Source organism: Alteromonas lipotrueae (genome assembly GCF_019249215.1).
GTDB lineage: Bacteria > Pseudomonadota > Gammaproteobacteria > Enterobacterales > Alteromonadaceae > Alteromonas > Alteromonas lipotrueae.
This window is the reverse complement of sequence record NZ_JAESDI010000009.1, coordinates 55,963-80,334: the sequence shown is the minus strand read 5'-3', so window position 1 is coordinate 80,334 and position 24,372 is coordinate 55,963. Positions and strand designations below refer to the sequence as shown.

General features: G+C 42.7%; 18 protein-coding genes. 9 read left to right on the top strand and 9 right to left on the bottom strand.

The window, feature by feature from the left end; translation table 11 throughout:
- Positions 1–52 precede the first annotated feature (52 nt).
- Positions 53–634 (bottom strand): gluconokinase, encoded by a 582-nt coding sequence (locus JKP82_RS12195; protein WP_159530641.1) that lies wholly within the window; start codon positions 632–634, stop codon positions 53–55.
- A gap of 270 nt (positions 635–904) precedes the next feature.
- On the opposite strand from JKP82_RS12195, the gene JKP82_RS12190 reads away from it, so the two are divergent.
- The 3 genes from JKP82_RS12190 to JKP82_RS12180 all read left to right on the top strand — a co-directional run bounded on the left by JKP82_RS12190 (position 905) and on the right by JKP82_RS12180 (position 7,066).
- The gene (locus JKP82_RS12190) at positions 905–2,245 is read left to right on the top strand and encodes a GntP family permease (protein WP_218397190.1); all 1,341 of its coding nucleotides are present in this window, start codon (positions 905–907) and stop codon (positions 2,243–2,245) included.
- 192 nt (positions 2,246–2,437) lie between these two features.
- The gene (locus JKP82_RS12185; protein ID WP_232370617.1) at positions 2,438–4,075 is read left to right on the top strand and encodes a trehalase family glycosidase; all 1,638 of its coding nucleotides are present in this window, start codon (positions 2,438–2,440) and stop codon (positions 4,073–4,075) included.
- A gap of 87 nt (positions 4,076–4,162) precedes the next feature.
- Entirely contained in the window at positions 4,163–7,066 is a 2,904-nt protein-coding gene (locus tag JKP82_RS12180; RefSeq protein ID WP_218397188.1) for a TonB-dependent receptor, read from the top strand.
- A gap of 76 nt (positions 7,067–7,142) precedes the next feature.
- Here JKP82_RS12180 and fur read toward each other — a convergent pair whose 3' ends face one another.
- A complete protein-coding gene (gene fur / locus JKP82_RS12175) occupies positions 7,143–7,568 on the bottom strand; it encodes a ferric iron uptake transcriptional regulator (protein WP_159530635.1) in 426 nt (141 codons plus the stop codon).
- Between the two features lie 313 nt (positions 7,569–7,881).
- Between fur and JKP82_RS12170 the strand changes: the two genes are divergently transcribed.
- Entirely contained in the window at positions 7,882–9,888 is a 2,007-nt protein-coding gene (locus tag JKP82_RS12170) for a HAMP domain-containing methyl-accepting chemotaxis protein (RefSeq protein ID WP_159530633.1), read from the top strand.
- Positions 9,889–10,005: 117 nt separating this feature from the next.
- Here the strand turns inward: JKP82_RS12170 and fldA are convergent, their stop codons facing one another.
- The 5 genes from fldA to JKP82_RS12145 all read right to left on the bottom strand — a co-directional run bounded on the left by fldA (position 10,006) and on the right by JKP82_RS12145 (position 13,952).
- Entirely contained in the window at positions 10,006–10,530 is a 525-nt protein-coding gene (fldA, locus tag JKP82_RS12165) for a flavodoxin FldA (protein WP_013784294.1), read from the bottom strand.
- Between the two features lie 29 nt (positions 10,531–10,559).
- Positions 10,560–10,778, bottom strand: coding sequence for a DUF2788 domain-containing protein (locus tag JKP82_RS12160; protein ID WP_013784293.1), 219 nt, complete (start codon positions 10,776–10,778; stop codon positions 10,560–10,562).
- Between the two features lie 110 nt (positions 10,779–10,888).
- Positions 10,889–11,671 (bottom strand): alpha/beta fold hydrolase, encoded by a 783-nt coding sequence (locus JKP82_RS12155; RefSeq protein ID WP_159530631.1) that lies wholly within the window; start codon positions 11,669–11,671, stop codon positions 10,889–10,891.
- 116 nt (positions 11,672–11,787) lie between these two features.
- Positions 11,788–12,189 (bottom strand): H-NS histone family protein, encoded by a 402-nt coding sequence (locus tag JKP82_RS12150; protein WP_159530629.1) that lies wholly within the window; start codon positions 12,187–12,189, stop codon positions 11,788–11,790.
- Positions 12,190–12,302: 113 nt separating this feature from the next.
- On the bottom strand, positions 12,303–13,952 hold the full coding sequence (locus JKP82_RS12145) for an electron transfer flavoprotein-ubiquinone oxidoreductase (RefSeq protein WP_218397186.1): 1,650 nt from the start codon (positions 13,950–13,952) through the stop codon (positions 12,303–12,305).
- 365 nt (positions 13,953–14,317) lie between these two features.
- Between JKP82_RS12145 and JKP82_RS12140 the strand changes: the two genes are divergently transcribed.
- Positions 14,318–15,070, top strand: coding sequence for an electron transfer flavoprotein subunit beta/FixA family protein (locus JKP82_RS12140; RefSeq protein WP_159530625.1), 753 nt, complete (start codon positions 14,318–14,320; stop codon positions 15,068–15,070).
- Positions 15,067–15,993 (top strand): electron transfer flavoprotein subunit alpha/FixB family protein, encoded by a 927-nt coding sequence (locus JKP82_RS12135; protein ID WP_013784288.1) that lies wholly within the window; start codon positions 15,067–15,069, stop codon positions 15,991–15,993. The genes JKP82_RS12140 and JKP82_RS12135 overlap by 4 nt, the downstream gene beginning before the upstream one ends.
- A gap of 96 nt (positions 15,994–16,089) precedes the next feature.
- Here JKP82_RS12135 and JKP82_RS12130 read toward each other — a convergent pair whose 3' ends face one another.
- Positions 16,090–16,398: an isoamylase early set domain-containing protein gene (locus tag JKP82_RS12130; RefSeq protein ID WP_159530623.1), complete on the bottom strand. Its 309-nt coding sequence runs from the start codon at positions 16,396–16,398 to the stop codon at positions 16,090–16,092.
- 349 nt (positions 16,399–16,747) lie between these two features.
- On the opposite strand from JKP82_RS12130, the gene JKP82_RS12125 reads away from it, so the two are divergent.
- From JKP82_RS12125 to JKP82_RS12115, 3 genes are all read left to right on the top strand, one after another.
- Entirely contained in the window at positions 16,748–18,004 is a 1,257-nt protein-coding gene (locus JKP82_RS12125) for an efflux RND transporter periplasmic adaptor subunit (protein ID WP_159530621.1), read from the top strand.
- Positions 18,004–21,153 carry an efflux RND transporter permease subunit gene (locus tag JKP82_RS12120; protein WP_159530619.1) on the top strand — a complete coding sequence of 1,050 codons (3,150 nt, stop codon included), beginning with the start codon at positions 18,004–18,006 and terminating at the stop codon, positions 21,151–21,153. The genes JKP82_RS12125 and JKP82_RS12120 overlap by 1 nt, the downstream gene beginning before the upstream one ends.
- Positions 21,154–21,299: 146 nt before the next feature.
- Positions 21,300–21,710: a hypothetical protein gene (locus JKP82_RS12115; protein WP_218397184.1), complete on the top strand. Its 411-nt coding sequence runs from the start codon at positions 21,300–21,302 to the stop codon at positions 21,708–21,710.
- Positions 21,711–22,029: 319 nt separating this feature from the next.
- Here the strand turns inward: JKP82_RS12115 and JKP82_RS12110 are convergent, their stop codons facing one another.
- Positions 22,030–24,276: a TonB-dependent receptor gene (locus JKP82_RS12110; RefSeq protein ID WP_218397182.1), complete on the bottom strand. Its 2,247-nt coding sequence runs from the start codon at positions 24,274–24,276 to the stop codon at positions 22,030–22,032.
- Positions 24,277–24,372 lie beyond the last annotated feature (96 nt).

Below are 24,372 nucleotides of genomic sequence, written 5' to 3'. Positions count from 1 at the left end.
CCGTGATGTGGCGCTATACTCTTGTTTAAAAAGGGCGTCCAATCTAAGGGGGCTATGTAGCATCTATCACTGAGCTGATAAACGTCTTGCATATTTCCACTACCTCATCGACACTTTGTGAAACATCCACAAAGAAAGCCTCATCTTTATTTGGTACTTCCAGGGTAGAAAACTGACTTTTGAGCATATCATCGCCCACAAAAAAATGCTGTCTTTGTTTAAGCCTTTGGCCAATGGTATCGGTAGAGCCATGTAAGTAGATGAACCTTACATTTGATTGAACGCTTTTAGCTAATGGAATTTTTTTCTCTTCAGCTTGCCTTCCTGTTAGTTCTTTACTAAGCCCTTCACATAATATTGCTCGGTAGGATGCTTTAAGCGCTGAACAAGAAATAATAGCGCTTTGATCATTTGCCAAATGATCTTTGGCTATTTTATTCAAACGCGTTAGCCAGTCCCATCTGTCGGCATCTTCTAACGGAATACCAGCAGACATTTTTTCTACGCTAGCAGCAGGGTGATAACTATCACCTTCCTCAAAAACAAGTCCCAGTTCAGAAGCCACACGCTCGCCGATGGTAGATTTCCCTGTGCCTGAAACCCCAGTAATAAAGAAAACGGTATTTGCAGTCATTCAACTACCTCTTTGATTCAATGCTAAGCAATGAGCCCAAACTACGTTAATTAATTTAAACTAAGCATAATTCGGAAACCGGTTGCGTTCAAGGTTTCTTTATAATATTGTTACGGCGAATATATAATTTGTTAACGTAGTGTTGCATAGAATAACAACGGGTTGCCTGGGTGTTCTCTGTTTACTAGATAATAAAAATTTTCAACGTGTACCTCAGAATTTTACGTGCCGCTAACTGCAGGTTTGAGTGCAGGTTTATAGGGAAGAAACATGTCAGATACCTTTTCACTTCTTTTTTTCGCCATCGTCAGCATTGTACTGCTGGCCTATTTGGTTATTGCTAGAAAAGTACATGCATTTATTGCCATTATTATTGCGGCAGCCTTTGTGGGGATAGGCACGGGAATGGACGCTACAGAAGTTCTCAATTCCATGCAAAGTGGTATGGGAAATACACTTGGTTTTGTTGCTACCATAGTGGGATTAGGGGCAATGTTCGGGCAATTCCTAGAAGAGTCGGGTGGCGTGGATAGACTGGCGCTAACGATCAAGCAGAAGTTCGGTGAAAAGAATAGCCAATGGGCACTGGTTATCACCGGTTTCCTAGTGGCGATACCTGTATTTTTTGAGGTAGGACTCATTATATTAATGCCGCTGATATATTCGATGGCGCAAAAAACCGGTAAGTCATTAATTTATTATGGCATTCCCTTAGCAGCAGGACTTGCGGTCACCCACGCATTTATTCCACCAACGCCAGGGCCTGTAGCCGTAGCCTCTATATTAAATGCCGACATTGGACTAGTGATTTTATTTGGTTTTATCGTTGGTGTGCCATGTGCTTGTATTGCGGGCCCAATTTACGCTTCCTATATCGCTAAGAAAATCCATGTGCCAGTGCCGGAACATATTAGAAACATTGAAGCAAGACCAGTTGAAGCATTGCCCTCATTTTCTTTAGTAGCGGCATTGTTATTCTTTCCTCTCATTGTGATCCTCATCGGGTCAATTGCGAAATTTGTGTTAGCTGACGGTGTACTAAAACAAGTATTTATTTTTGTTGGACACCCATTTATCGCCCTAACCATTGCGACATTGGCATGTTTTAAGTGGCTGGGAAAAAACCAAGGCTTAAGCGCAGATCAAGTGAGAAATGTGGCATCGAAAGGGTTAGAGCCAGTAGCGTTAGTGATATTAGTTACTGGTGCAGGTGGTATGTTCAAACAAGTATTAATCGATTCGGGGGCAGGTCAAGCCTTTGCCGATGTAGTGGCACTTTCACCTCTTCCACCGCTTATGGCTGGGTTTCTTATTGCCATTTCCGTCAGGATTATTCAAGGCTCAGCTACCGTTGCAATGCTAACGGCTGCAGGTTTGATGGCACCCGTGGTAAATGCATTGTCGTTATCACCATCTTTATTAGCGCTAATGACTATATCTATTGCTGCCGGAGCTACAGCAATGTCGCATGTAAACGATACGGGATTTTGGATAATTAACCGCTATTTCGATATTTCAGTAAAAACCACCTTAATATCCTGGACGTGCATGGCCACTATTATTGGCTTTGTTGGGCTAACGTTAACCCTACTCTTAGCCATGTTCATCTAACACTTATTCATCTGTAGGTACACATACCCAAACGGTGTTTTAACGCGTTGGATCTTATGGCCTATTTTTGTATTTAGTATGGAAACCGGTTTCCAGAATAATTAAGCGTAAAAAATTACATTTATACAAACCATCAGGGCGTTAAAACCAAAGTAAACGGCTGACGATAAAATTTCAAATAGAGGTAAAGACATGCGTGAAAGCAATAGAGCAGTTAAATTAAATAAGCAACTTAGCAAGGTTGCATTAGTAGTCATGTTGTCTAGCCCATTCGTTTCTGTGCAATCGGCACAACAAGAAAATACAGCGGGCTATTCATCAAAAGTCTATCAAGCAGAAGACGCGTTCCCTGGGCTTTTTGAAGCAGTACAAACCGCAAAAATTCTGGGTGACTACAAAACCTTTGTCGACGCCGTTCCGAAGCAAGAGCCACGTGATATTTTACAAAAGTATGGATCGTTGAAAGACACAAAAGGTTTTGATCTGAAGGCATTCGTATTAGACAACTTCTCCTTGCCTCAAGCGACTAAAGAGACAAAAGTCACTCACGAAGCGTCATTGCAGATCCACCTTGAAAACCACTGGAAGAACTTAGTGAGGCAACCGGTTAAAACGTCTGAGTTTTCTAGCTTGATAGAACTGCCTAACCCCTACGTGGTGCCAGGAGGGCGCTTCAGGGAAATGTTCTACTGGGACAGTTACTTTACCATTGTGGGGTTATTGGCATCGGATCACACCACACTCGCTAAAGGGATGATTGATAACTTTGCTTACCAGATTGACCAGTTTGGTTTTGTTCCAAATGGTAATCGAAGCTATTTCTTAAGTCGTTCACAACCACCATTATTCGCAGCCACTTTAATGGCGTATGCACAAAAGGAAGGTCTTGAAAGTATTGTTCAGTACTTACCTCAACTTGAAAAAGAATATCTGTTTTGGATGGACGGAAATACTGATATTCCCACAAGTGCCAAGGAAGGAGAGCACTTAGTTACCTTAGAAAACGGAGACTTTTTAAATCGGTATTATGGTGCTATCGCAAAGCCCCGTGCTGAAGCGTACGGCAAAGAAAGTCGCTGGGCTCAAAATAAAACGTCCTCAGAAAAAGACAGTTTCTTTAGAAACCTAAGGGCGGTGTGCGAGTCGGGTTGGGATTTTAGTAGCCGTTGGTTTAGTGATGGAAAGAATAAAACAACCACGCATGCGATGGACATTATTCCTGTTGATTTGAATAGCTTACTGTACCAGTTGGAATCCACCATCGCTTTGCTGCACAAGCAAGAGAACAACGAAAGCAAAGCCAAGTACTTTACAGACCGGTCAGAAGAACGAAAAGCGCTAATCCACAAGTACCATTTCGATGAAGAAACCGGCACTTATCAAGACTACGATTTCAAACGTAAAGCCCATACTAAACGCCCCTCTATGGCAATGGCTTACCCGCTATACGTGGGTGCAGCTAAGCCGCTTGCAGCAAAGCAAGTTGTTAAGTACCTCCATAACCATTTTCTTAAGGCGGGTGGTTTTGTCACTACATTATCGAATACTGGTGAACAATGGGATTACCCAAATGGGTGGGCACCACTTCAATATATTGGTGTAAAAGGCCTTTTAAATTACGAGGAAGGCGCTTTCGCTAACGAGGTTATGCAACGCTGGTTGGCACTCAATGAAAAGGTGTATGCGCAAGAAGGCAAAATGATGGAGAAGTACAACGTTGTTGATACGTCAATGAAAGCCGGGGGAGGGGAATACCCCACACAAGATGGCTTTGGTTGGACCAATGGCGTCGATTTAGCTTTTTATGAAATTTTAAACACTGATCAGTAGTAAGCACACGGTTTTAACAGGCGGTACGGAACGGGAATTAGCAAGCGTACCTGCCGCCAAGCACACAGCTAAAACTTGGAGAAATACATGAAGAATGGAATATTCAAACTGGGGTTAATTGCATCATCGATTTCCTCGATACTTTCGCCCTCAATTACGTTAGCACAAGATGCAGACAATGCCGTAAATAACGATATTGAGGTCATTTCAGTTTCAGGCATTCGTGGCGCATTAGCCCGCTCTCAAGCCGAAAAAATGAATGCATCTTCTATTGTTGAATCAATATCAGCAGAAGATATAGGCAAGCTACCAGACTCATCAATTGCAGAATCACTGGCTAGACTCCCAGGACTAGCAGGGGAGCGTAGCGGTGGACGTACTTCGGGAATTTCTATTCGAGGTTTTAAGGAAGATTTTACTGGCACGTCATTGAACGGCAGGGAGCTTATTGGAATTGGTGACAACCGAGGGGTTGAATACGATTTATACCCTTCTGAAATCATGACAGGCGCCACCATTTATAAAACCACCGAAGCCGACTTAATGGTACAAGGGATTGGTGGCACGGTTGATTTGCAAACCGTTCGTCCCTTGCAAGCAAGCGACACTATCACAATCAACACAAGTTACGAGCTGGGGGAGCGCGATTCAGATAACCCAGAGTACAGTAATAAAGGTCACCGTGCGGCGCTTAGCTTTAACAAAAAATTTGCCGATGATACCTTTGGTGTTGCAGTAGCACTGGCCACAACCGAGTCGCCAAACAATCATCGTAACTATGGTGTTTGGGGCTATGCGACTAATGATGACGGACAAATTTTGCCAACGGGAATCAGTAGCCACGTTATTAGCACAGAGCTAAAGCGAGATACCATCTCAGCCGTGTTTCAATACCGTCCTACCGATAAACTGGATATTGTGCTTGATGTATTGAATATAGATTATTCAGACTCGGGCATAAGACGGGGCATCATTGACCCGTTCTCGGCTGTTAACGTGGTAGGCACGGGAGCAAATAGTACCGGCACGCAAATTAACGCTAACCCCGTCCTTAGAACTGATCCTAGGCAGAAAACCGGTGAACTGAATACGCTGGGGCTTAATTTAGAATACTTTGTTACCGACAACTGGTCGGTAGAATTGGATGCGGCCACCAGTAAATCGGATAAGCGGGACTTACGCGGCGAATCGTACGCCGGGTTAGGGCGCTCAGGCACCGTGGACCCCTCTCAATTTGTAACTCGACAATTTCAAATGTCACCAGATGGCATCGTGTTCTCTGATTCATCAGGTTTAGACGCATTTTCCGACCCTACCTTGTTACAACTTGCAGGCCCACAAGCGTGGGGAGGCGGAATGGCGAGTTTATCTGATCAGTTTGAAACCGACGCGTTACAAGTGAATGGAAACCCGCTTTCCTACTTAGACGCACAAGACGGTTTCCTAAATTATGCTGATTTTACTGAAGAGCTCACCACTGTAAAATTTGAAGTGGTTGGCAACCTATCAGGTGATATTTTCACCAAAGTCACCGCAGGTGTTAATTACTCAGATCGCTTTAAAGACAAAGTAAATAAGGGCTTTTTCGCTACCTCAGATACATACCCATCTAGCGAATCAATTCCGTCTGACTACGTTTACGGCTTGGCAGACTTAACTTGGATGGGACTCGGAGAGGTGGTGGCTTATGATGGTTTTGCTCCCTATGAAGACGGTACATATACCCAAAATGATGCAGGTTTCTTAGAGCCCGATCGCCTAGGTGATACCTATGAAGTCAACGAAGAAGTGATTACCTTGTATGTGAAAACGAATTTTGAATATGCTTTTAATGACATGTTCTTGGTGGGAAATGTAGGTGTGCAATATGTAGATACCCAACAGTCTTCTACAGGCACCATAGGCGTAGTAGGAAGCAACTTTAAAGTTTGTGATGATAACGATGACGGTGTGGTTGATGAAAGCTGCCAAGTCGATTTGGGCACTGATTATAGTCATGTGCTACCCAGTTTAAATCTGAGCCTCGAATTTGCCGATAGTCAGTTTATTAAGTTAGCGGCGAATAAAACAATAAGCCGGGCAAGAATTGATCAAATGAAAGCGTCGGGATTCGTGAAGTTCACACAAAATATTGATCAGATCTCCATTCCTAATTCTGCCGAAGCCGTAGAAAATTATGGCTCACCATGGTCTAAATTTACCGGTAACCCTCTACTTCGGCCGCTGGAATCAAATAACTTTGATTTGTCATACGAAAACTATTTTAGTGACGAAGGTTATTTTGCTGTTGCCTATTTTTATAAAGACTTAGTTAATTGGACTAGAGACGGTGATCAAACTATTGATTTCACAAACGACGAAACCAATAACGGAGCAAATTACTTCGTTCCAGGTTATCACGACCGTGTTATCGAAAATGATGGTACTTATGGCCCTGCGGGTGTGTTCTATTCCCAAGGTGATGTGGTGACACCGCCTGACTTAGGTACCTATTCATTCTTTGAAGATGGGTTAGAAGGCACGGTAGAAGGTATAGAACTAACGGCTAACGTACCATTGAATGTGGTAGCTGATGTTCTAGACGGCTTTGGTGTAGCGGCATCATACACTTACGTTGATGCTGAGTTAGAAGATGGGTCACGCGTACCAGGGCAATCAGACAAGTCATACTCAATCACTATGTACTATCAATATGAAGGGGTTGAATTTAGAGTGGCCACAACCGATAGAACAGGCTTCTTGACGTACGAGCGGGGAGGGTCGAATAAGATATCAGAAGCAACGCGTAGTGCGGTAACTCTGGTTGATGCACAAATCAGTTATGACTTTGCAGATGCTGGAATTGACTCACTAGAAGGGCTGCGCGTATCAATATCAGGCACGAACTTAACAGATGAAGATGAAGAAACCATTGATGATGCTACGGGTGTCGTGTCGTCACGTCGTCAATTCGGACCTTCTTATTTATTCAACGTAAATTACTCCTTCTAAAACAAAAAGGCCCTTCAATTCACATTGTAGGGCCTTCTTTGTACCGTAGCAGTTCTAAACGGTATCAGCTGCGGTACTAGTCTTTACCTTCGCAATTCTCATCTGTGCATTCGCCATAAAGATACAAACTATGGTGAGTAAGCTTGATATTATGCTTCTTCGCAATCATATCTTGGCGCTGCTCGATAATATCGTCTTCAAATTCAATTACCTTGCCGCATTTTAGGCATACCAAGTGATCGTGATGTTCTTTGTGGCTTATTTCAAAAACTGATTTGCCACCTTCAAAGTGATGGCGATTCAATATACCCGCATCATCGAACTGGTTTAGCACGCGATAAACTGTAGCAAGGCCAATCTCTTCCTCTTGCTCGATCAGAATCTTATACACGTCCTCTGCACTGATGTGTTGATTTTCAGGTTCTTGCAAAATTTGCAAAATCTTGAGGCGTGGCAGGGTTACTTTTAAACCTGCTTTTTTAAGTTCTTTATTCTGATCCATTACAACCTACTGAGAACGAGATGTTTATCAATGGAGCTATTATAGGTAACTCGTCAGGATTTAAAAGAAAAACCGCTGTTTCTTGTTCGGTACGATGAAAATTCGAACGAATGGGCAAATTTTTCTTCTGTGACTTGTTGTGGAACGCTTTGTTTTTCGAGGACTGACCAGTTTGTAAGTGTCAGTTATTGTTAATAATTAATAGCAATTATATATACTTGGGGTGCATATCATTAACATTCTGTTAAACTGAGTGTATGACGGTAAACGAGGTTAGTACGTTGAACTTCATCGCGTACTTTGAATTATGCCAATGAAATTGACGGTTATAAATAAAATAAAAATAGGTTTTGGCCTCTTTGGATGCTTGTTACTTATCACAAGTATTCTTTCTTATTTCGGTTTAAACGACATTAGGCGTTCAGCAGAAAACGTGGTTGAACGTAAAATGCCGGCTCAAACCAGTATGCTTAAAGTCAAAACCGAGATCCTATCTTTATCTGTGGTTACGGCCAATGGTTTTCACGAAAATACCCCCAGCGCTTTGGCCCAAAATCGCCAAGAGTTTGAAACTCTATCGAACGAGTTTGTTGCTGATCTCAAGAGCCTAACCATTATTCTGCCGAGCAATCCAATTGCGGTAGAGGCAGTAGATGCAAGTTTAGCCTACGTAGAAAATAGTCATGATATGTATAGGGCGTTAGCGCAGCGAATGGTGATAGAAAGCGCGTTAGGCGACAAATTAAGAGAAGTAATGAGCGAAGCAGATGAAGCAAGCGCCTTAATGCTAGATTTGTCTTACTTAGAGTCAGACAGTCCAAGCCTAGATACACTAATTGGTGCAGGGACGAATATCGATAATAAGCTGCTTACCACCACTGATTCTTTTAGCGAACTTGCCGCCAGCGTAGACGCACAAGACACAGCCAATATTATTGATGATATAAAATATCAAATTAGTAATATTACGGTAGATAAGGACTACTTAAACCGCCTTGCACTTGATATTGATGATGGAGGCACGGTAGCTGCCTTTAATGAACAATTTGCTTTACTCATTGAAAACGTTAACAGCACCAACGGGTTGGTGGCTCTGCAACAACAAAAGTTAACTGAAATAGCTGTAGCACAAGCGAAAAAAGACGAAGCATTAACGGCGTTGCAATTAGCGTTAAGCAGCATTAATACATTATTTGATAGTGTGCAGTCTGAATCTATTCAGGGGCAAAATGCTATTTTAGAATCTGTGCAAACCAACTTAGTTAAAAACTTTGTTGTGGCAGTTATTGGCCTGATTGCCGCCATCACGTTAGGTGTGCTGGCGACCCGCAGTATCTCTACGCCTCTTGGAAGAATCAATGAAGGGTTAACCCAACTAAGTAAAGGAGATTTAAGCCATACACTGCCTGAAATAGGAAACGATGAATTCACGGCACTTTCCGTCAAAGTGAATAGTTTGACCAATAGCTTGCGAGAGTTAGTGGGGAATATTTTAGAGCAAGAAAAACGCTTAATTACCATTACTAAAGAAAGTGTCGCCTTAGGTGAAAAAAGCTTACAAGGTGTGGATGAACAACGTAAACAAGTTACGGTAATTTCTACTAATACACAAGATGTGCAAAACACGAGTCGTAGCAATTTAAGTCAAATTAATGATGCTATGGAAGCGCTGCATACAGTGACCGCACAAAGCGAAGAAATTAGTGTGCTAGTTGCCCAAAACCGCAGTCAGGTAGACAGCCAAGCCCGACAGGCTGAAGCATCCGCAGATATTATAAATCGTTTAGATGGACACTCACGCAGCATTGGCAGCATTTTGGACGTTATAAAAACCATTGCAGAGCAAACCAATTTATTAGCACTTAACGCAGCAATTGAAGCCGCTAGGGCAGGAGAGCAAGGCAGAGGCTTCGCCGTAGTAGCCGATGAAGTGCGCACCTTGGCAAATCGTACACATAACTCGACCGAAGAAATCGAGTCTATGATAGGCAATCTTCAAAAAGATGCTGAGAAAGCGGTAAAAGCAATAAATGCGGGCAGGGAACAAGCCCAAGAAGGGGTGGAAATTACCCAACAAGTCTCTCAGCAGGTTGAAAGTATTCGAGAAATTATTGCTCGTTTAAGTCAAATTAATGAGCATATTGTTACAGATACCCAGCAGCAAGATGTATTACTGGCAGATGTAGCCTCAAGCTTAAATACCATTGTTGCATTGGCTGATTCTAGTGCCGAAAGTACCCGCCAAGCCAACGAGTCGACCATGATGCTAGATGCGCAAACTGACAGCCTTAGAAAAGCGGTAGAGCGTTTTCAGCTTTAATCCTGCTACGTTTTTATAAAAGAGTCGTTGATATAAAGATGAAGCGTGATTTACTCAAACAAAAACGCCGCTGATAAAAGCGGCGTTTTTATTATTCATAAGCATGAAGCTGATGAACTAGGCTAGCTCAGATAAGCACAATTCGTCGTGAATTTGCTTACACCAAGATTTTACACGCGACTCGGTAAGCTCGGGTTGACGGTCTTCATCAATACCTAAGCCCACAAAGTGGTTGTCGTCTGCCATACCTTTGGATGCTTCGAAATCGTAACTCTCGGTAGGCCACTGACCTACTAGAATGGCGCCACGGCCTTCAACGATATCGCGAACCATACCCATAGCGTCAAGGAAGTATTCAGCATAGTCTTCTTGATCACCACAGCCAAAAATAGCCACGAGCTTGTCGGTAAAATCAATGTCTTCTAATTCTGGGAAGAAATCATCCCAGTCACACTGTGCTTCACCATAGTACCAAGTAGGGATCCCGAAAATTAGCAAATCGAACTCTGCTATATCTTCTTTGCTGCTCTTGGCAATGTCTTTTACATCAATTAGCTGTTTACCCAGTTCCTTCTGGATCATTTTCGCAACATGTTCGGTATTACCGGTGTCACTTCCGAAAAACAGGCCAACGCTTGCCATATCAAACCTCTATTATTCGTTACTAGTTACTATACACCTGTGCTTAGCCAGAACCATTCAATGATTCCTTTTGCTAGGAAACCAATGGCCCCTAAGCCTAATACCCCATAAGTCACAACACGCCCAATTAACGGCACATTATTTTTTGATAGGACATCGTGTACCGCGAAGCTCATCAATACAAATAGTATAAATAAACCGCCGTACAGCATGATGGATTCAATTAGCTCAAAGTTTTCTGCAAGCATAGTGTCTTTATTGAAAAAAATCTGGCGCAACTATATCACAGTATATACGCCTAGCAGAGTCAAAAAGGGTCAAAAAAAAGTAATAATAGTCATTCGCATCTGTGATGGTGCTAACTTGCTGACTTTTCTAAGGTGCGAGCCACAATTGCATTGAAAACACTCGGTTTCTCAGCATGTAGCCAATGTCCTGTACTCTCTATAATATGGGCTTTGGCACGAGGGAAATATTTTGTAATTTCCTTCCTATAAGAATTATTAATGTAATCTGACTCGGCCCCCTTAATGAACAAGGTTATCCCTTCGAAGGTCAAATTACTTTGAGGCCAATCAAGTATTCGTGAATAACTGGCAATTAACCCATCTACATTAAAGCGCCATTGCCACTCGTCGCTATCAGTTTGGTACAAGCTTTTAAGCAAGAACTGCTGTACGCCAGGTTCTTTAACGAATTCAGAGAGGGCGGCTTGGGCTTCTTTTCTATCACTTATAGTGTGTAGAGGAACGTTTTTAATGCCATCAAATACTGCTTGGTGACTATGTGAATATTTAACGGGAGCAATATCTGCCACAATTAAATGGCGAACACGGTCAGGGTTTAATAACGCAAATTGCATTACCACTTTACCGCCTAAAGAATGGCCTAGTAAGGCAGCTTTATCAATCTGGTTATTATCAAGTATTTCTATAATTCCGGCTACCGCAGCTTCCAACGTAAACCCGTTAGTCCAAGGGGATTGTCCGTGATCAGGTAAATCAATACTGATAATATTATAAGTGCTTTCAAAGTGACGCTTAACGCCTGCTAGATTGTCAGCACTACCAAACAAACCATGAACTAATACTAACCATGGTGAGTCTTTTTGGGCTTCGGATAATTTGAAATGCAAAGACATTTTATACCCTATTAAAATAGCAATTAAGACTAATAGTGGGGGGAAATTTAAAAATGACAAGAGGTAGGGTCAGCAGCAAGTTTATTCACCGCTAACCCATCTTTATAGCACTATCACTATGCGTTTACTGAATAGTCTTCCAGCGACTTTCCGTTTTCAAGTGCTGCTTTGTATACGCGAGGCATACGGCCAATGCCTGTCCAAGGATGAGTAACACCTTCGCTATCCGTCAATATATATTTAACGGGGCGCTTTTTACCTACCTTTTTAGGGGTGTCTTCATTTAACGATTGTAAGTCTTCGAATTTTAAACCCGCTTCTTCCATTTGTTTTTTAATTTCTTCAAGCTTGGCACGTTTTTCTTTACCAACTTTTTCTTCTTCAAGCGCTTTTTCTTTTCTTTTATCAATAATGTTTGCAAGTTTTTCTTGCACGGTTTCTAGCTCTTGAATGCTTAATTCCTTTACAGCACCTTGTAAACGTCTTCCATGGGTTAAAATATCTAAAAATTCGTTCATTTAATAACCTTAGCGTTTCGTAGTGTATTTATCCGGCGAATGATAATTAAATTTAGCACAAAAAAAAAGCGGAGAAAGTCCGCTTTTTAATTTTTTAAGATAAATAGCTTAAATTACATGTTTGGGTAATTTGGTCCACCAGCACCTTCAGGTACAACCCAACGAATATTTTGTGAAGGATCTTTAATATCACACGTTTTACAATGCACACAATTTTGTGCATTAATTTGAAAACGCTTAGACCCTTCTTCTTCAATTATTTCATAAACGCCAGCAGGGCAGTAACGTTGTGCAGGCTCTGCATATTTAGGGAAGTTAACTTCTAAAGGAATAGAGGCATCTATTAATTGTAAATGACAAGGTTGCTCTTCTTCATGGTTTGTATTCGATAAAAATACAGAAGAAAGCTTATCAAAACTTAAAACACCATCCGGTTTAGGGTAGCTAATTTCTTTAGCATCAGAGGCTAAATCAAGTTGCGCATAATCTTTATGGTCGTCTTTCATGGTGAAAAACAAATTACCATTAAATAAGTTCTGTTCTAGCGTATTAAATGCACCACCCCAGAAATTACCTAGCTTATGAATAGCAGGCCCGAAATTACGTGAACGGAATAATTCATCATATACCCACGAATTTTTAAATTTTTCGGTATAGCTGCTTAATTCACTTTCAGGGGCTTCTGCGTTTTTAGAAAGGGCATCAATAATAGCTTCAGCGGCCAACATGCCTGATTTCATAGCCGTATGATTGCCTTTAATTTTGGCAAAATTGAGTGTACCTGCTTCACAGCCTACTAATATGCCACCCGGGAACGTCATTTTAGGTAAAGAATTAAAGCCACCTTTTGCAATTGCACGGGCGCCGTAAGATACACGCTTACCGCCTTCCAAATATTGCTTAAAGACAGGGTGGTGTTTTAACTGTTGGAATTCGTCAAACGGGCTCAAATACGGGTTGCTGTAATTCAAATCGACAATAAGGCCTACAAACACCTGATTATCTTCTGCATGGTAGAGATAACTACCACCAGTTTCGTCATTTAGCGGCCAACCAGCACTATGTACGACTAGACCAGGCTGATGTTTAGCAGGGTCGATATCCCAAATTTCTTTGAAGCCTATCGCGTAATGTTGTGGCGACGCGTCTTTATCAAGTGAGAAGTGCTCGATAAGATCTTTACCTAAATGCCCACGGCAACCTTCTGCAAATACGGTGTATTTCGCTCGAAGTTCCATGCCCGGCATATAGCCATCTTTGGGTTGGCCATCTGCGCCAACACCCATGTCACCCGTTAATACACCACCCACACTGCCGTCGTCATTATAAATGACCTCTGAAGCTGCGAAGCCAGGGAAAACTTCCACACCCAGTTGTTCCGCTTGTTCAGCTAACCAACGACAGACGTTGCCCATCGACACAATGTAGTTACCATCGTTATGCATGGTTTTAGGGGTAATCGCGTTTGGTAGGCGTTTTGATGATGATTCACTATTCAATAAATAAATATGATCTTCGGTCACTGGGGTGTTCAAAGGTGCGCCTTTTTCCTTCCAATCTGGAAAAAGTTCGTTCATTGCTCTAGGCTCAAATACCGCACCTGAGAGAATATGTGCACCCACTTCAGAGCCTTTTTCGACAACACAGACCATGAGTTCTTGGTTGTTTTCATTGGCAAGCTGCATAAGCTTGCAGGCGGTTGATAGTCCAGCTGGGCCGGCACCGACGATGACTACGTCAAACTCCATCGATTCTCGTTCCACGGGTGGCTCCTTATGTTCGATTTTTTATAGTGCACTATTGATGAAACAAATAATGCGATGTGTCAAAAACATGTAAATTAATTGTCGTCCTGAAAGGTAATCTAGGTTGACGTTTACGTCAACAGTAAGTACATTGCAGGGAGTTTACGTTAACGTTAACTAGCAGCACAAATACTGTGCAAGTAAACGTGGTGTTAATGATATTTTGGGTCTAGCCTTTTGAAAATGTCTTCGCCGCAACGCAAAGTTAGCGTAAAGCACATTGTTTAAGTTTCAGAATGCGTGGTGAAGTAACGCTGTTTCCTTAACCGCTTATTAGCATGGAATAGCAACATACACCGACGAACTCAACAATTGAGGTAAATATGAAAATACTCGTCCCGGTCAAACGCGCGATCGATTATAACGTTAAAGTAAGAGTGAAGGCCGATAACTCTGGCGTCGATCTTACTAACGCTAAAATGGCCATTAACCCTTTTTGCGAAATTGCTGTTGAAGAAGCAGTAAGACTAAAAGAGAAAGGGATAGCGACAGAAATCGTAGTGGTTTCTATTGGCGATAAAAGCTGCCAAGAACAAATTCGTACTGCGTTAGCACTAGGCGCCGACCGCGGTATTCAAATTGATACAGACCAAAACCTAGATTCTCTTCAAGTGGCTAAGCTGCTTGCTAAAGTTGTTGAAGAAGAACAGCCTCAGTTGGTGGTGTTAGGTAAACAAAGTATTGATTCAGACAATAACCAGACTGGGCAAATGCTTGCTGCATTAACCGGTATGCCTCAAGGCACCTTTGCATCAGAAGTAGCGGTAGACGGAACAAGCGTTAACGTTACCCGTGAAGTTGATGGCGGTTTACAAACCGTTGCCTTAACGTTACCTGCTGTTGTGACTACCGATTTACGTTTGAACGAACCTCGCTATGCTTCGCTGCCAAACATTATGAAAGCGAAACGCAAGCCGCTAGATGTTAAAGCAGCTGCCGACTTCGGTGTGGCACTTGAATCTAACGTAAAAGTACTCAAAGTAACGCCGCCGCCTCAACGTGAAGGTGGAGTGAAAGTTGCGGATGTTGCTGAGTTGGTTGAAAAACTTAAGAATGAAGCAAAGGTGATCTCATGACAGTTCTTGTATATGCCGAGCACGACAATGCTAGCTTGAAGTCAGAAACTGCTAAAATGGTTCATGCTGCAGCGAAAATGGGCGGCGACATTCATGTGCTTGTAGCGGGTGAAGGTTGTCAGGCTGTTGCTGACAGTGCTGCGCAAATTGACGGTGTAAGCAAAGTATTGCTTATCGACAATGCAGTATACAAATACCAGCTTGCTGAAAACGTTGCTGATCTTGTTTTATCACTTGCTGATGATTACAGCCATTTATTAGCGGCCGCTACCACTACAGGTAAGAACTTCATGCCTCGTGTTGCTGCACTTTTAGATGTTGCTCAAATTTCTGACATCATTGGTGTTGAAAGCGAAGATACCTTTATTAGACCTATTTATGCTGGTAACGCTATTGCGACTGTACAATCTTCTGATAGCAAAAAGGTGATCACCGTACGGGCAGCTTCATTTGATGCGGCTACAACAGGTGGAAGTGCTGAAGTAACGACACTAGATGTGGTTAAAGAAAGCGAAAAATCTAGCTTCGTCTCTGAAGAGCTTACTGAGTCTGAGCGTCCTGAACTAACCGCTGCTGAAGTGGTTATCTCTGGTGGTCGTGGAATGCAAAACGGCGAAAACTTCAAGTTGCTTGAAGGTATTGCTGACAAACTTGGTGCTGCTATTGGTGCATCACGTGCCGCAGTTGATGCGGGCTTTGTACCAAATGACATGCAGGTAGGCCAAACCGGTAAAATTGTTGCACCGCAGCTGTATATTGCTGTAGGTATTTCTGGTGCCATTCAGCACCTTGCCGGTATGAAAGACTCTAAAGTCATTGTTGCTATTAACAAAGACGAAGAAGCGCCTATTTTTCAGGTAGCGGATTATGGTCTTGTTGGCGATTTATTTGATGTGTTGCCTGAACTAGAAAACACACTGTAAATACAACGCGTTTATAAAAATCAAAAAAGGCTGCTTTTGAAAGCAGCCTTTTTTAATGCTCGCAGTCACCGTTAGAAACCGCAGGCGAGGGCAGTGTTAAACACGAACCACAGAATTATCTTCGCTTCCTATGGTAGAGGGTAGATATGCATCTGCGGCCCAATCGTTTTCCCACAAATCACCATCGAGTAAATAGCGAAATTGGTACTCATGGTCGGTTTCTAGATTGATAGTCAGCGTAAAATCGCCGCTCTTTAGTTTTTTCATCGACAGAGGTTGCTTGTCCCATTCGGTAAAGTCACCCACTAAGCTAGCCTCATCGGCATTTTTTGCTTCTTCAGCTGAAAGGCGGAATGTTACTTTACAAACGGGTTTAGATTTCAGGTATTGCTTTTTTAGGCTCATGACAGGTCATCCCTTTTAGCGTAACAAATTCGTTGTTGCATCGATAAGTGCAACTTTTCCTGCGAGTGTGCAGGTGTTTAAATAATCAACGATTATTACTCATTTAGCAATCTTACATTTAAATTCTGTGCGGATTTTTTTATATTACGGTGAGTAGCGCAATAATTCACAATTTTTAACAAACGAAGACAAGCGCTTCACGTCGAAACACATTACACTAGAACCAATAAAAAAATAATAAATCACGTATAGCTTTAACCCTTTGTTCGCCAGACAAATTTCACTTATGCAGGTAGGTGAGCCTCGCTTCATCGGTTAAACTTTAGTACTACGTTTTATAGGGAAAATAATGAAAAACTCCATCTGGATAAAAAGCGGTATTCCTCTTATCATCATACTGGTCGCGTTTGTAATTGCGGCAATTATGATTTCCTCACGTAAGCCGCCAGAGCAAATTCCCGTTGAAACGCAAGCTTTCCTTGTTGATGCCAAATCAATGAGTTACGAACCTGTCAGCTTCGTGGTCGATTCTCAGGGCAACGTAGTACCTCGTAATAAAACATCGCTTAGCGCACAAGTCAGTGGGCGAGTAGTTAGTTTGTCCGATAAATTTATTGTTGGGGGCATGTTCAAAAAAGGGGATGTGCTAATTACGCTTGAACAAGATGACTACCGCACTGAAGTGAAGCTTGCCGAAGCTGAACTAGCTCAAGCACATGCTGCGCTTGAAGAAGAACTCGCAAGAGGGAAAGTAGCAGAACAAGAATGGCGTTCAGTAAGCAGTGTTGTGCCGCCTGAACTTGGCTTGCGTAAGCCTCAATTAGCCAAAGAGCAAGCGAATGTTAAAGCCTCAGAAGCAAAACTAGAGCGTGCCAAGCGTAACCTTGAGCGTACCAAAATTAGAGCCCCATACAATGGCATAGTGGTTGAGCGAAACATCGATTTAGGTCAATTTATTTCAGCAGGCGCCACAGTAAGCACCGTTTACTCAACTGACACCGCCGAGGTACGTTTACCTATAACCGATAAAGACTTGATGTTTGTAAATATTGGTAACCAATCTAACCATCAATCTGATGTCACATTAAACGCGACGGTAGGCGGTAAAAATAGAACTTGGACTGGTAAGTTAGTTCGTTCTGAAGGTATTTTGGATTCAGGCAGCCGCGTACTTTATGCTGTGGTTGAAGTTAAAGACCCTTATCAATTTAATGGTGGTGACAATGCGCCACTTCGCTTCGGCCAATTCGTTCAGGCCGAAATTGTGTCTCATCAAAAGCAAAACTTAACCGTGCTGCCGCGCTCGATATTGCGCCTTGATAACACAGTGCTAACCGTTAACGATAACCGCGAGATTGAAATTGTACCGGTAGACGTAGTACGTACCACAGCAGAACAAGCTTTCATTGGTGGCGGCTTAAACAGTGGCGCGCTGGTAGTAACCAGTGCGGTTCCGAATCCCTACAATGGCATGAAAGTAAGACTGCCAGGTGATGAGCTTGCTATGCCACCAGAAGCAGAGAACGATAAAGAGGAAGACACTCAATCAGTAGGCGTTAAAGAAGATGCTACTGAAAGCAGCCCTGCTTCTTCTGGGGGTAACTAATGAGTCAAATTGATACGCAAAAAGGGTTAATTGCTTGGTTTGCGCGCAACAATGTTGCGGCAAACTTGTTGATGTGGCTGCTAATAGTTGGCGGGCTATTTGGTGCTTTTAGTATACAAAAACAAGTTTTCCCTAGTTTTGAAATAGATATCATCAACGTTCGCGTGCCGTATTTAGGTGCTGCGCCTCAAGAAGTAGAAGAGGGCGTGATCCTAAAAATAGAAGAGTCGATTAAAAATCTAGAAGGGATTAAACAAGTTACCTCTACCGCGGTAGAGGGGATGGGTACGGTCAGTATTCAAGTTGAAGAAGATTACGACATTCAATCTTTACTCGATGAAGTGAAGGTGCAAGTTGATGCTATCCCTCTTTTTCCAGCCGATACAGAAAAGCCGGTTATCTATCGTCAAAAAATTCAGCAAGACGTTATTTGGATATCTGTGTTTGGCGATGCTAGCGAACGTGAACTAAAAGAGTTTGCTAAAGATATTCGTGATGATGTCGCCAATCTTCCAGGTATTTCAAGCGTGCAAGTTGTTGGGGCTAGAGACTACGAAATATCGGTTGAATTGTCTGAGGTAGACCTACAAAAATACAACCTGACCTTTGCAGATGCGGTCAGTCGTTTAAGTCAGTCGAGTATTGATTTACCTGGTGGGTCTATTCGCACAGAAAATGGCGACATTCTGCTTAGAACGAAAGGGCAGGCTTACACTGGCTGGGATTTCTCTCAAATAGTGTTAGTCACCAATGCCGACGGTACCCGAGTTACGTTAGGCGATGTTGCTTACATTAATGATGGCTTTATTGAAAACAACCAATATGCATTATTCGATGGAAAACCAGCGGTTAGCCTTCGCGTGCAAGCGGTGGGTGATCAAAATGCATTAGAAATATCCGAACAAGTCAACGGCTACATCGATGAGAAAAAGAAGGATTTTCCAGCCCATATTTCCGCTGACACATGGGGAGATAGTTCGTTTTATCTAGCGGATAGATTGAACATGATGCTTGAAAATATGTTCTTTGGTGGCCTGTTGGTGTTCTTAGTACTGTCGTTGTTCTTGAGAATAAAGCTCGCGTTTTGGGTTATCGTTGGCCTGCCGGTTTGTTTTCTAGGTACGTTGTTAGTTATGCCTATTGATATGCTTGGTGTGTCTATCAATATGCTGAGTTTATTTGCCTTTATTCTTGTGCTTGGAATAGTGGTGGACGATGCCATTATTATGGGGGAGTCGGCCTATTCCGAAATTGATCAAAAAGGGCACAGTACCGAAAATGTGATTGCAGGCGTTAAGAAAGTGGCTATGCCTGCCACCTTTGGTGTACTTACTACCATAGCGGCATTCTCACCTATGTTAATGGTATCTGGGCCCTTTGGCGTCATTTGGAAAACCATAGGGCTTGTGGTGATCATTTGCTTAGTGTTTTCACTTATTGAATCGAAGCTTATTCTCCCTGCACATTTAGTGCATATGAAACTAAAACCTTACGACCCAGCTAAGGCCAACAAACTGCAAAAGTTTAGAGACTTTTTTAGTGAAGGTATTAAGCGCTTTATTCACAATGTTTACGCACCATTTTTAGAAAAGACAATACGCAATCGTTACACCACGGTATCGGTTTTTTTAGCCATGCTAATTCTGACTATTGGCTTATTTGGCGGCGGCATTGTTCGATTTGTTTTCTTCCCCAGTATTCCTAGCGACTTCATGTTTGCAAGTTTCGAACTAGAGCCAGGCTCTTCGCTAAAACAGCGGGACGAAGTGCTTACTGCGTTACGTGAAGGCATGATGCGTATGGATGAAAAAGTACGTGGCGATACCGGTGAAGGCGTAATTAAACACTCCATGGCCTTTGATAACGGTGACTTGGGTGGGGAGGTATTTGCCGAACTGACCAAAGGTGAAACACGTACCATGGCCGATTATGAAATTCATCAGCTGTGGCGCGATGAAATGTCTGAAATTCCAGGTGTTAAGACATTCAGTATTGGCGCTCCGGGTGGCCCTGGTGGTGGTGCTGATCTCAGCTTCGAATTTAGCTCTGGTGATATTGCGTCTTTAAGAGCCGTAAGTGATGAATTAAAAAGTATCTTGTCAGGCTACGACGGCGTAACCGATATTAATGATACGTTCTCAGGTGGTAGTGAAGAGATTCAATTAGCATTGAAACCTCAAGCCGACGCATTAGGTATTACGCTACAACAACTAGGGCAGCAAGTGCGTTTTGGCTTTTACGGCGCAGAAGTTCAGCGTATTCAACGTGACGATGAAGAAATAAAAGTCATGGTGCGTTACCCAAGAGCAGAACGTAGTTCTATTGAACACTTAGAAAATATGCGTATTCGTGCGCCTAACGGCCAAGAGATACCTTTCCAGCAAGTGGCTAGCTTTACCGTGGGCGAAGGCTTCGATTCTATCATTCGTGTAGATGGCAGCCGCTCTGTTACTGTCACCGCCGTAGTTGACAAGGCGTTGATGGATCCGTCTGAAATTACAGGTGAGGTTATCGAATCTGTTATGCCTGATTTGTTAGCACGCTATCCTAAAGTGGATTTCCAGTTACAAGGAAATGCAAAAGAACAAGCTGATGCAATGATGAGTTTGGCGCAGGGCTTATTATTTGCCTTATTTGCGATTTACGCGCTATTGGCTATACCCCTTAAATCTTACAGCCAACCGTTTATCATCATGTCAGTCATACCATTTGGTGTGGTAGGCGCTATTATTGGGCATTTAGTATTAGGCATGGCGGTAAGTGTACTGTCGATTTGCGGCATTATTGCGTTATCAGGGGTTGTCGTTAACGACAGCTTGATTATGGTGGACTTTGTTAACCGAGCACGCCAAGAAGGCCATTCATTAATGCGCGCAGCAATTAGTGCTGGTACGCAGCGTTTCCGCGCAATTATATTAACGTCGTTAACCACCTTTATGGGGCTAATGCCAATTGTATTTGAGCGAAGCCTACAGGCCCAAATTGTTATTCCTATGGCAATTTCATTGGCCTTCGGTATTTTGTTTGCCACGATTATTACCTTACTACTAGTACCTGCCTTGTACCTCATATTAAATGACATTAAAAATGTATTTAAAGGTAGAAAGCATACTGAGTCTGTTGGTTCGGCATCGATAGAGCAGCACTAACACGGGTTAATGAACAGAAAAACTCCCGCCTAGTTCGTTAATCGGATTATAAAAACACCGCATTGGTTTGCCAATGCGGTGTTTTTGTTTGCATTTTGTACGATTAGCTATATACTGTATAAATAAACAGTGAATAGGTGAACGCGATGACTACAGGTGTTAAAGCAGTTGATCAACTTATTGAAAAGTTCGGAATATTATCTTCGCCAGGGCAAGATAAGTTCCAGCGCTTAACGCATTTATTTGGCGGTGATAAACGGGCGGACTCGTTGCCTTTTTGTATGTATCAAAAAGTCATGGGCGCGCCTGTGTCTCGTCGATTTACAGTCCACCACTTTTATCTGCCCTACAAAAACTGCAAGTTAGCCAGTTTCATGTTTAATGAAAAAGGCGAATTAATAGAGCAGGTTTATTTTACCAAGATGTCTCGGATGGTGAATGTTTGCCGTAAGTTGCAGCGTATGCTCTTGCAAGAAAGAGTATTGCAAGGAAGGCAACAACAAGGAAGGCTACAGCAGGAAAGTGAGTGGGTGCATACCGAGCAATTTGCGGCCTAATCACTTATGCAGATGAAGTGTAAGCCATAAGCATGAAAGCCTAGAGTAAGTGGCAAGTACGTAAAGATGATCACCTAAAGAAGATTACCTAAAAGACAGTCACCAAAAAACAAATGCCTACGAGCACATGGCCAAGCAGGCAAGGATAAATTGCCAAGGTTAGAAGGCCCAAGGTAAAAGTAGAGAACAAAAAAGCGAAGGGGCGGTAGAACGACACCTTCGCTTTTTTAAATTTATCAATCTTAAAAACGGAATGTGATAAGGCTTAAAGTAAAAGTGCAGAATAGGGCTGCACTTTTAAGCTATATCAACATTGCGCTTAGTAGAAAGAGTATTTCACTTCAACACCAAGAATACGTGGTTCGTTCACAATACCGGTAAGGTTTGCGAAGTCGATTGCACCTTTAACGTTATCTTCATCGGTAATGTTACGACCAAACAAGGCTACTGTGTAGTTATGTTCGAAGTTTTCGTAACCAATACGTAAACCGCCTTCAAAGTTGTCATCAGTCGTAAATTCAACCGCTTCGTAAAGGAAGAGGTTAGTTTCGCCTTGGAAAGCCCAATCAGTGAAGATAAAGAATTCGCCGTCGTCACCCATTGGTACTGTGTAACGTGCGGTAAAGTTAAAGATTGATTCTGGCGCTTGAGGGAATGGGTTACCATCAATTGATGCTGAGAAGCCATCGGCGCGAGGATCTAATACTGTGCAGTAACCTGTGAAGTCTGCATCAGCACTTGTACCACAAGGTGCAACAGTTAATGTATCGTCTTTTATTTCTGTGTGGTTATAACTATAACCAGCAGTGAAAGTAAGTTCGTCTGTCGCTAGCCATTGGGCATCAACTTCAAACCCGTAGGCTTCCCCTTTGTCGGCATTTACCAGTGCCGTAAAGTTGTTACCACCACCAATGGCGGAGAACTGCATGTCGTCTACTGTATAGTAGAAAGCAGCAGCATTTAAGCGCAAAGTATCATCTAGCAAGTCAGACTTAACGCCTACTTCAAATGAGTTAATGGTTTCTGCTTCAGCTACAGAAGGAGATCCTTCAAAGGCTACATCGCGGCCTTGAATGGTTTGCGCGCGAAAGCCGTTAGCATATCGAGCAAATACTGACATATCGTCAGTAACACGATAGTTGGCGCTAAGCTCATAGCTCATTTGACCGTCGTCTACGTGAATATCATCATATTCTTGTACGCTAGCAAAACCGATAAGTACCGCGAAGCCATCAACGTTTTGTTCACCAACAATAAGCGATTTGTCATCGTGAGTGTAGCGAAGGCCACCAGTAATATTTAGCTTCTCGTTAACTTGGTAAGAAGTCTGTCCAAACAATGCCCAGGTTTTGTTGTCATGGAATACGGTTGTTGCACCGAAGAAACCATCAACACTGGTTACATTGAAAGACGCGTCGTAATAGAACGCACCTACCTGCCAGTTCATAGCATCTGTAGTGTTGCTTGAAAGGCGGAATTCTTGTGTGTATTGCTCTAGGTCGTTTAACTTATCTTGGGTAACGAAGTTTTGGCTCGCAATGCTATCACCGTCTACGTCACCTAAGCTGTAACCGTCAGCCGTTTCTATTGCAGAAATAGACGTGAAGGTTACGTCATCCATGTCGTATTCAAGTTTTAATGAAGTACCAAAACCGTCATATTCTTGAGGGTTGTTATCAGCACCTGTGCCTAATAGGTCACTGTCATAGCTTACGGTGTCACGATCGTAACTTGCATTTAGGCCATTTTCGCCTTTATTGAAAACGTTGCCACGGAAGATAGAGGCTGTGCCTTCTAATTCACGGCCGTGCACATTTAACAATGCAGAGAAGTCGTCAGACGGTTCCCAAAGAAGCTGTAAGCGGTATGCTTTCTCGTCAAAGCCACCAAGCGCATCTTTTTGGCCTGTTGCAGCATTGTCGATGTAATCGTCACGCTCTTGTGAAAGTACAGACAAACGGGCAGATAGCTCGTCAGTTAAACCGCCGCCTACAGCGCCTTCAAAGTTCATAGTGCCATAAGAGCCAAAACCGGCTTTAGCGTAACCTTCTAAATCTTGTGTAGGTTTTACTGTATCGAACTTAATGATACCTGCTGTAGTGTTACGGCCAAACAAGGTGCCTTGTGGGCCACGTAAAACTTCAACTTGTTGCACATCAAAAAGTGGGAAGCTTTTTAGTACCACATTTTCCATTACCACTTCGTCCATGATAATAGAAACAGGCTGTGAGGCAGCTAAATCAAAGTCAGTGTTACCTAGGCCACGAATATAGAAACGTGGAGCTACGCGACCGTTTGACGATTCAGCGTAAAGCCCAGGCACACGAACGGCCAATGCAAGAATGTCTTCACCACCTGAAAATAAGCTTTCGAATTTCTCGCCACTTAGGGTCGCTACAGAAATAGGCACTTCCTGTATTGACTGGGTACGTTTTTGCGCTGTTACGGTAATTTGTTCAAGGGCAGTTTCTTTTTTTTGTATTGTTTCTGCTTCTTGAGCAACGATTGAAGTACTGAACGCTGCACTAACTGCAAGCGCCAAAGAGGCTAGTTTATGTGTTCTCATGTGTCCACCAAGAGTTTTGAATTATACTTTTGTAGTGTTTTTCGGTACAGAAAAAGCGGTCTGTACGCGGCGTAGCATTTTACACAAACTAGGTAA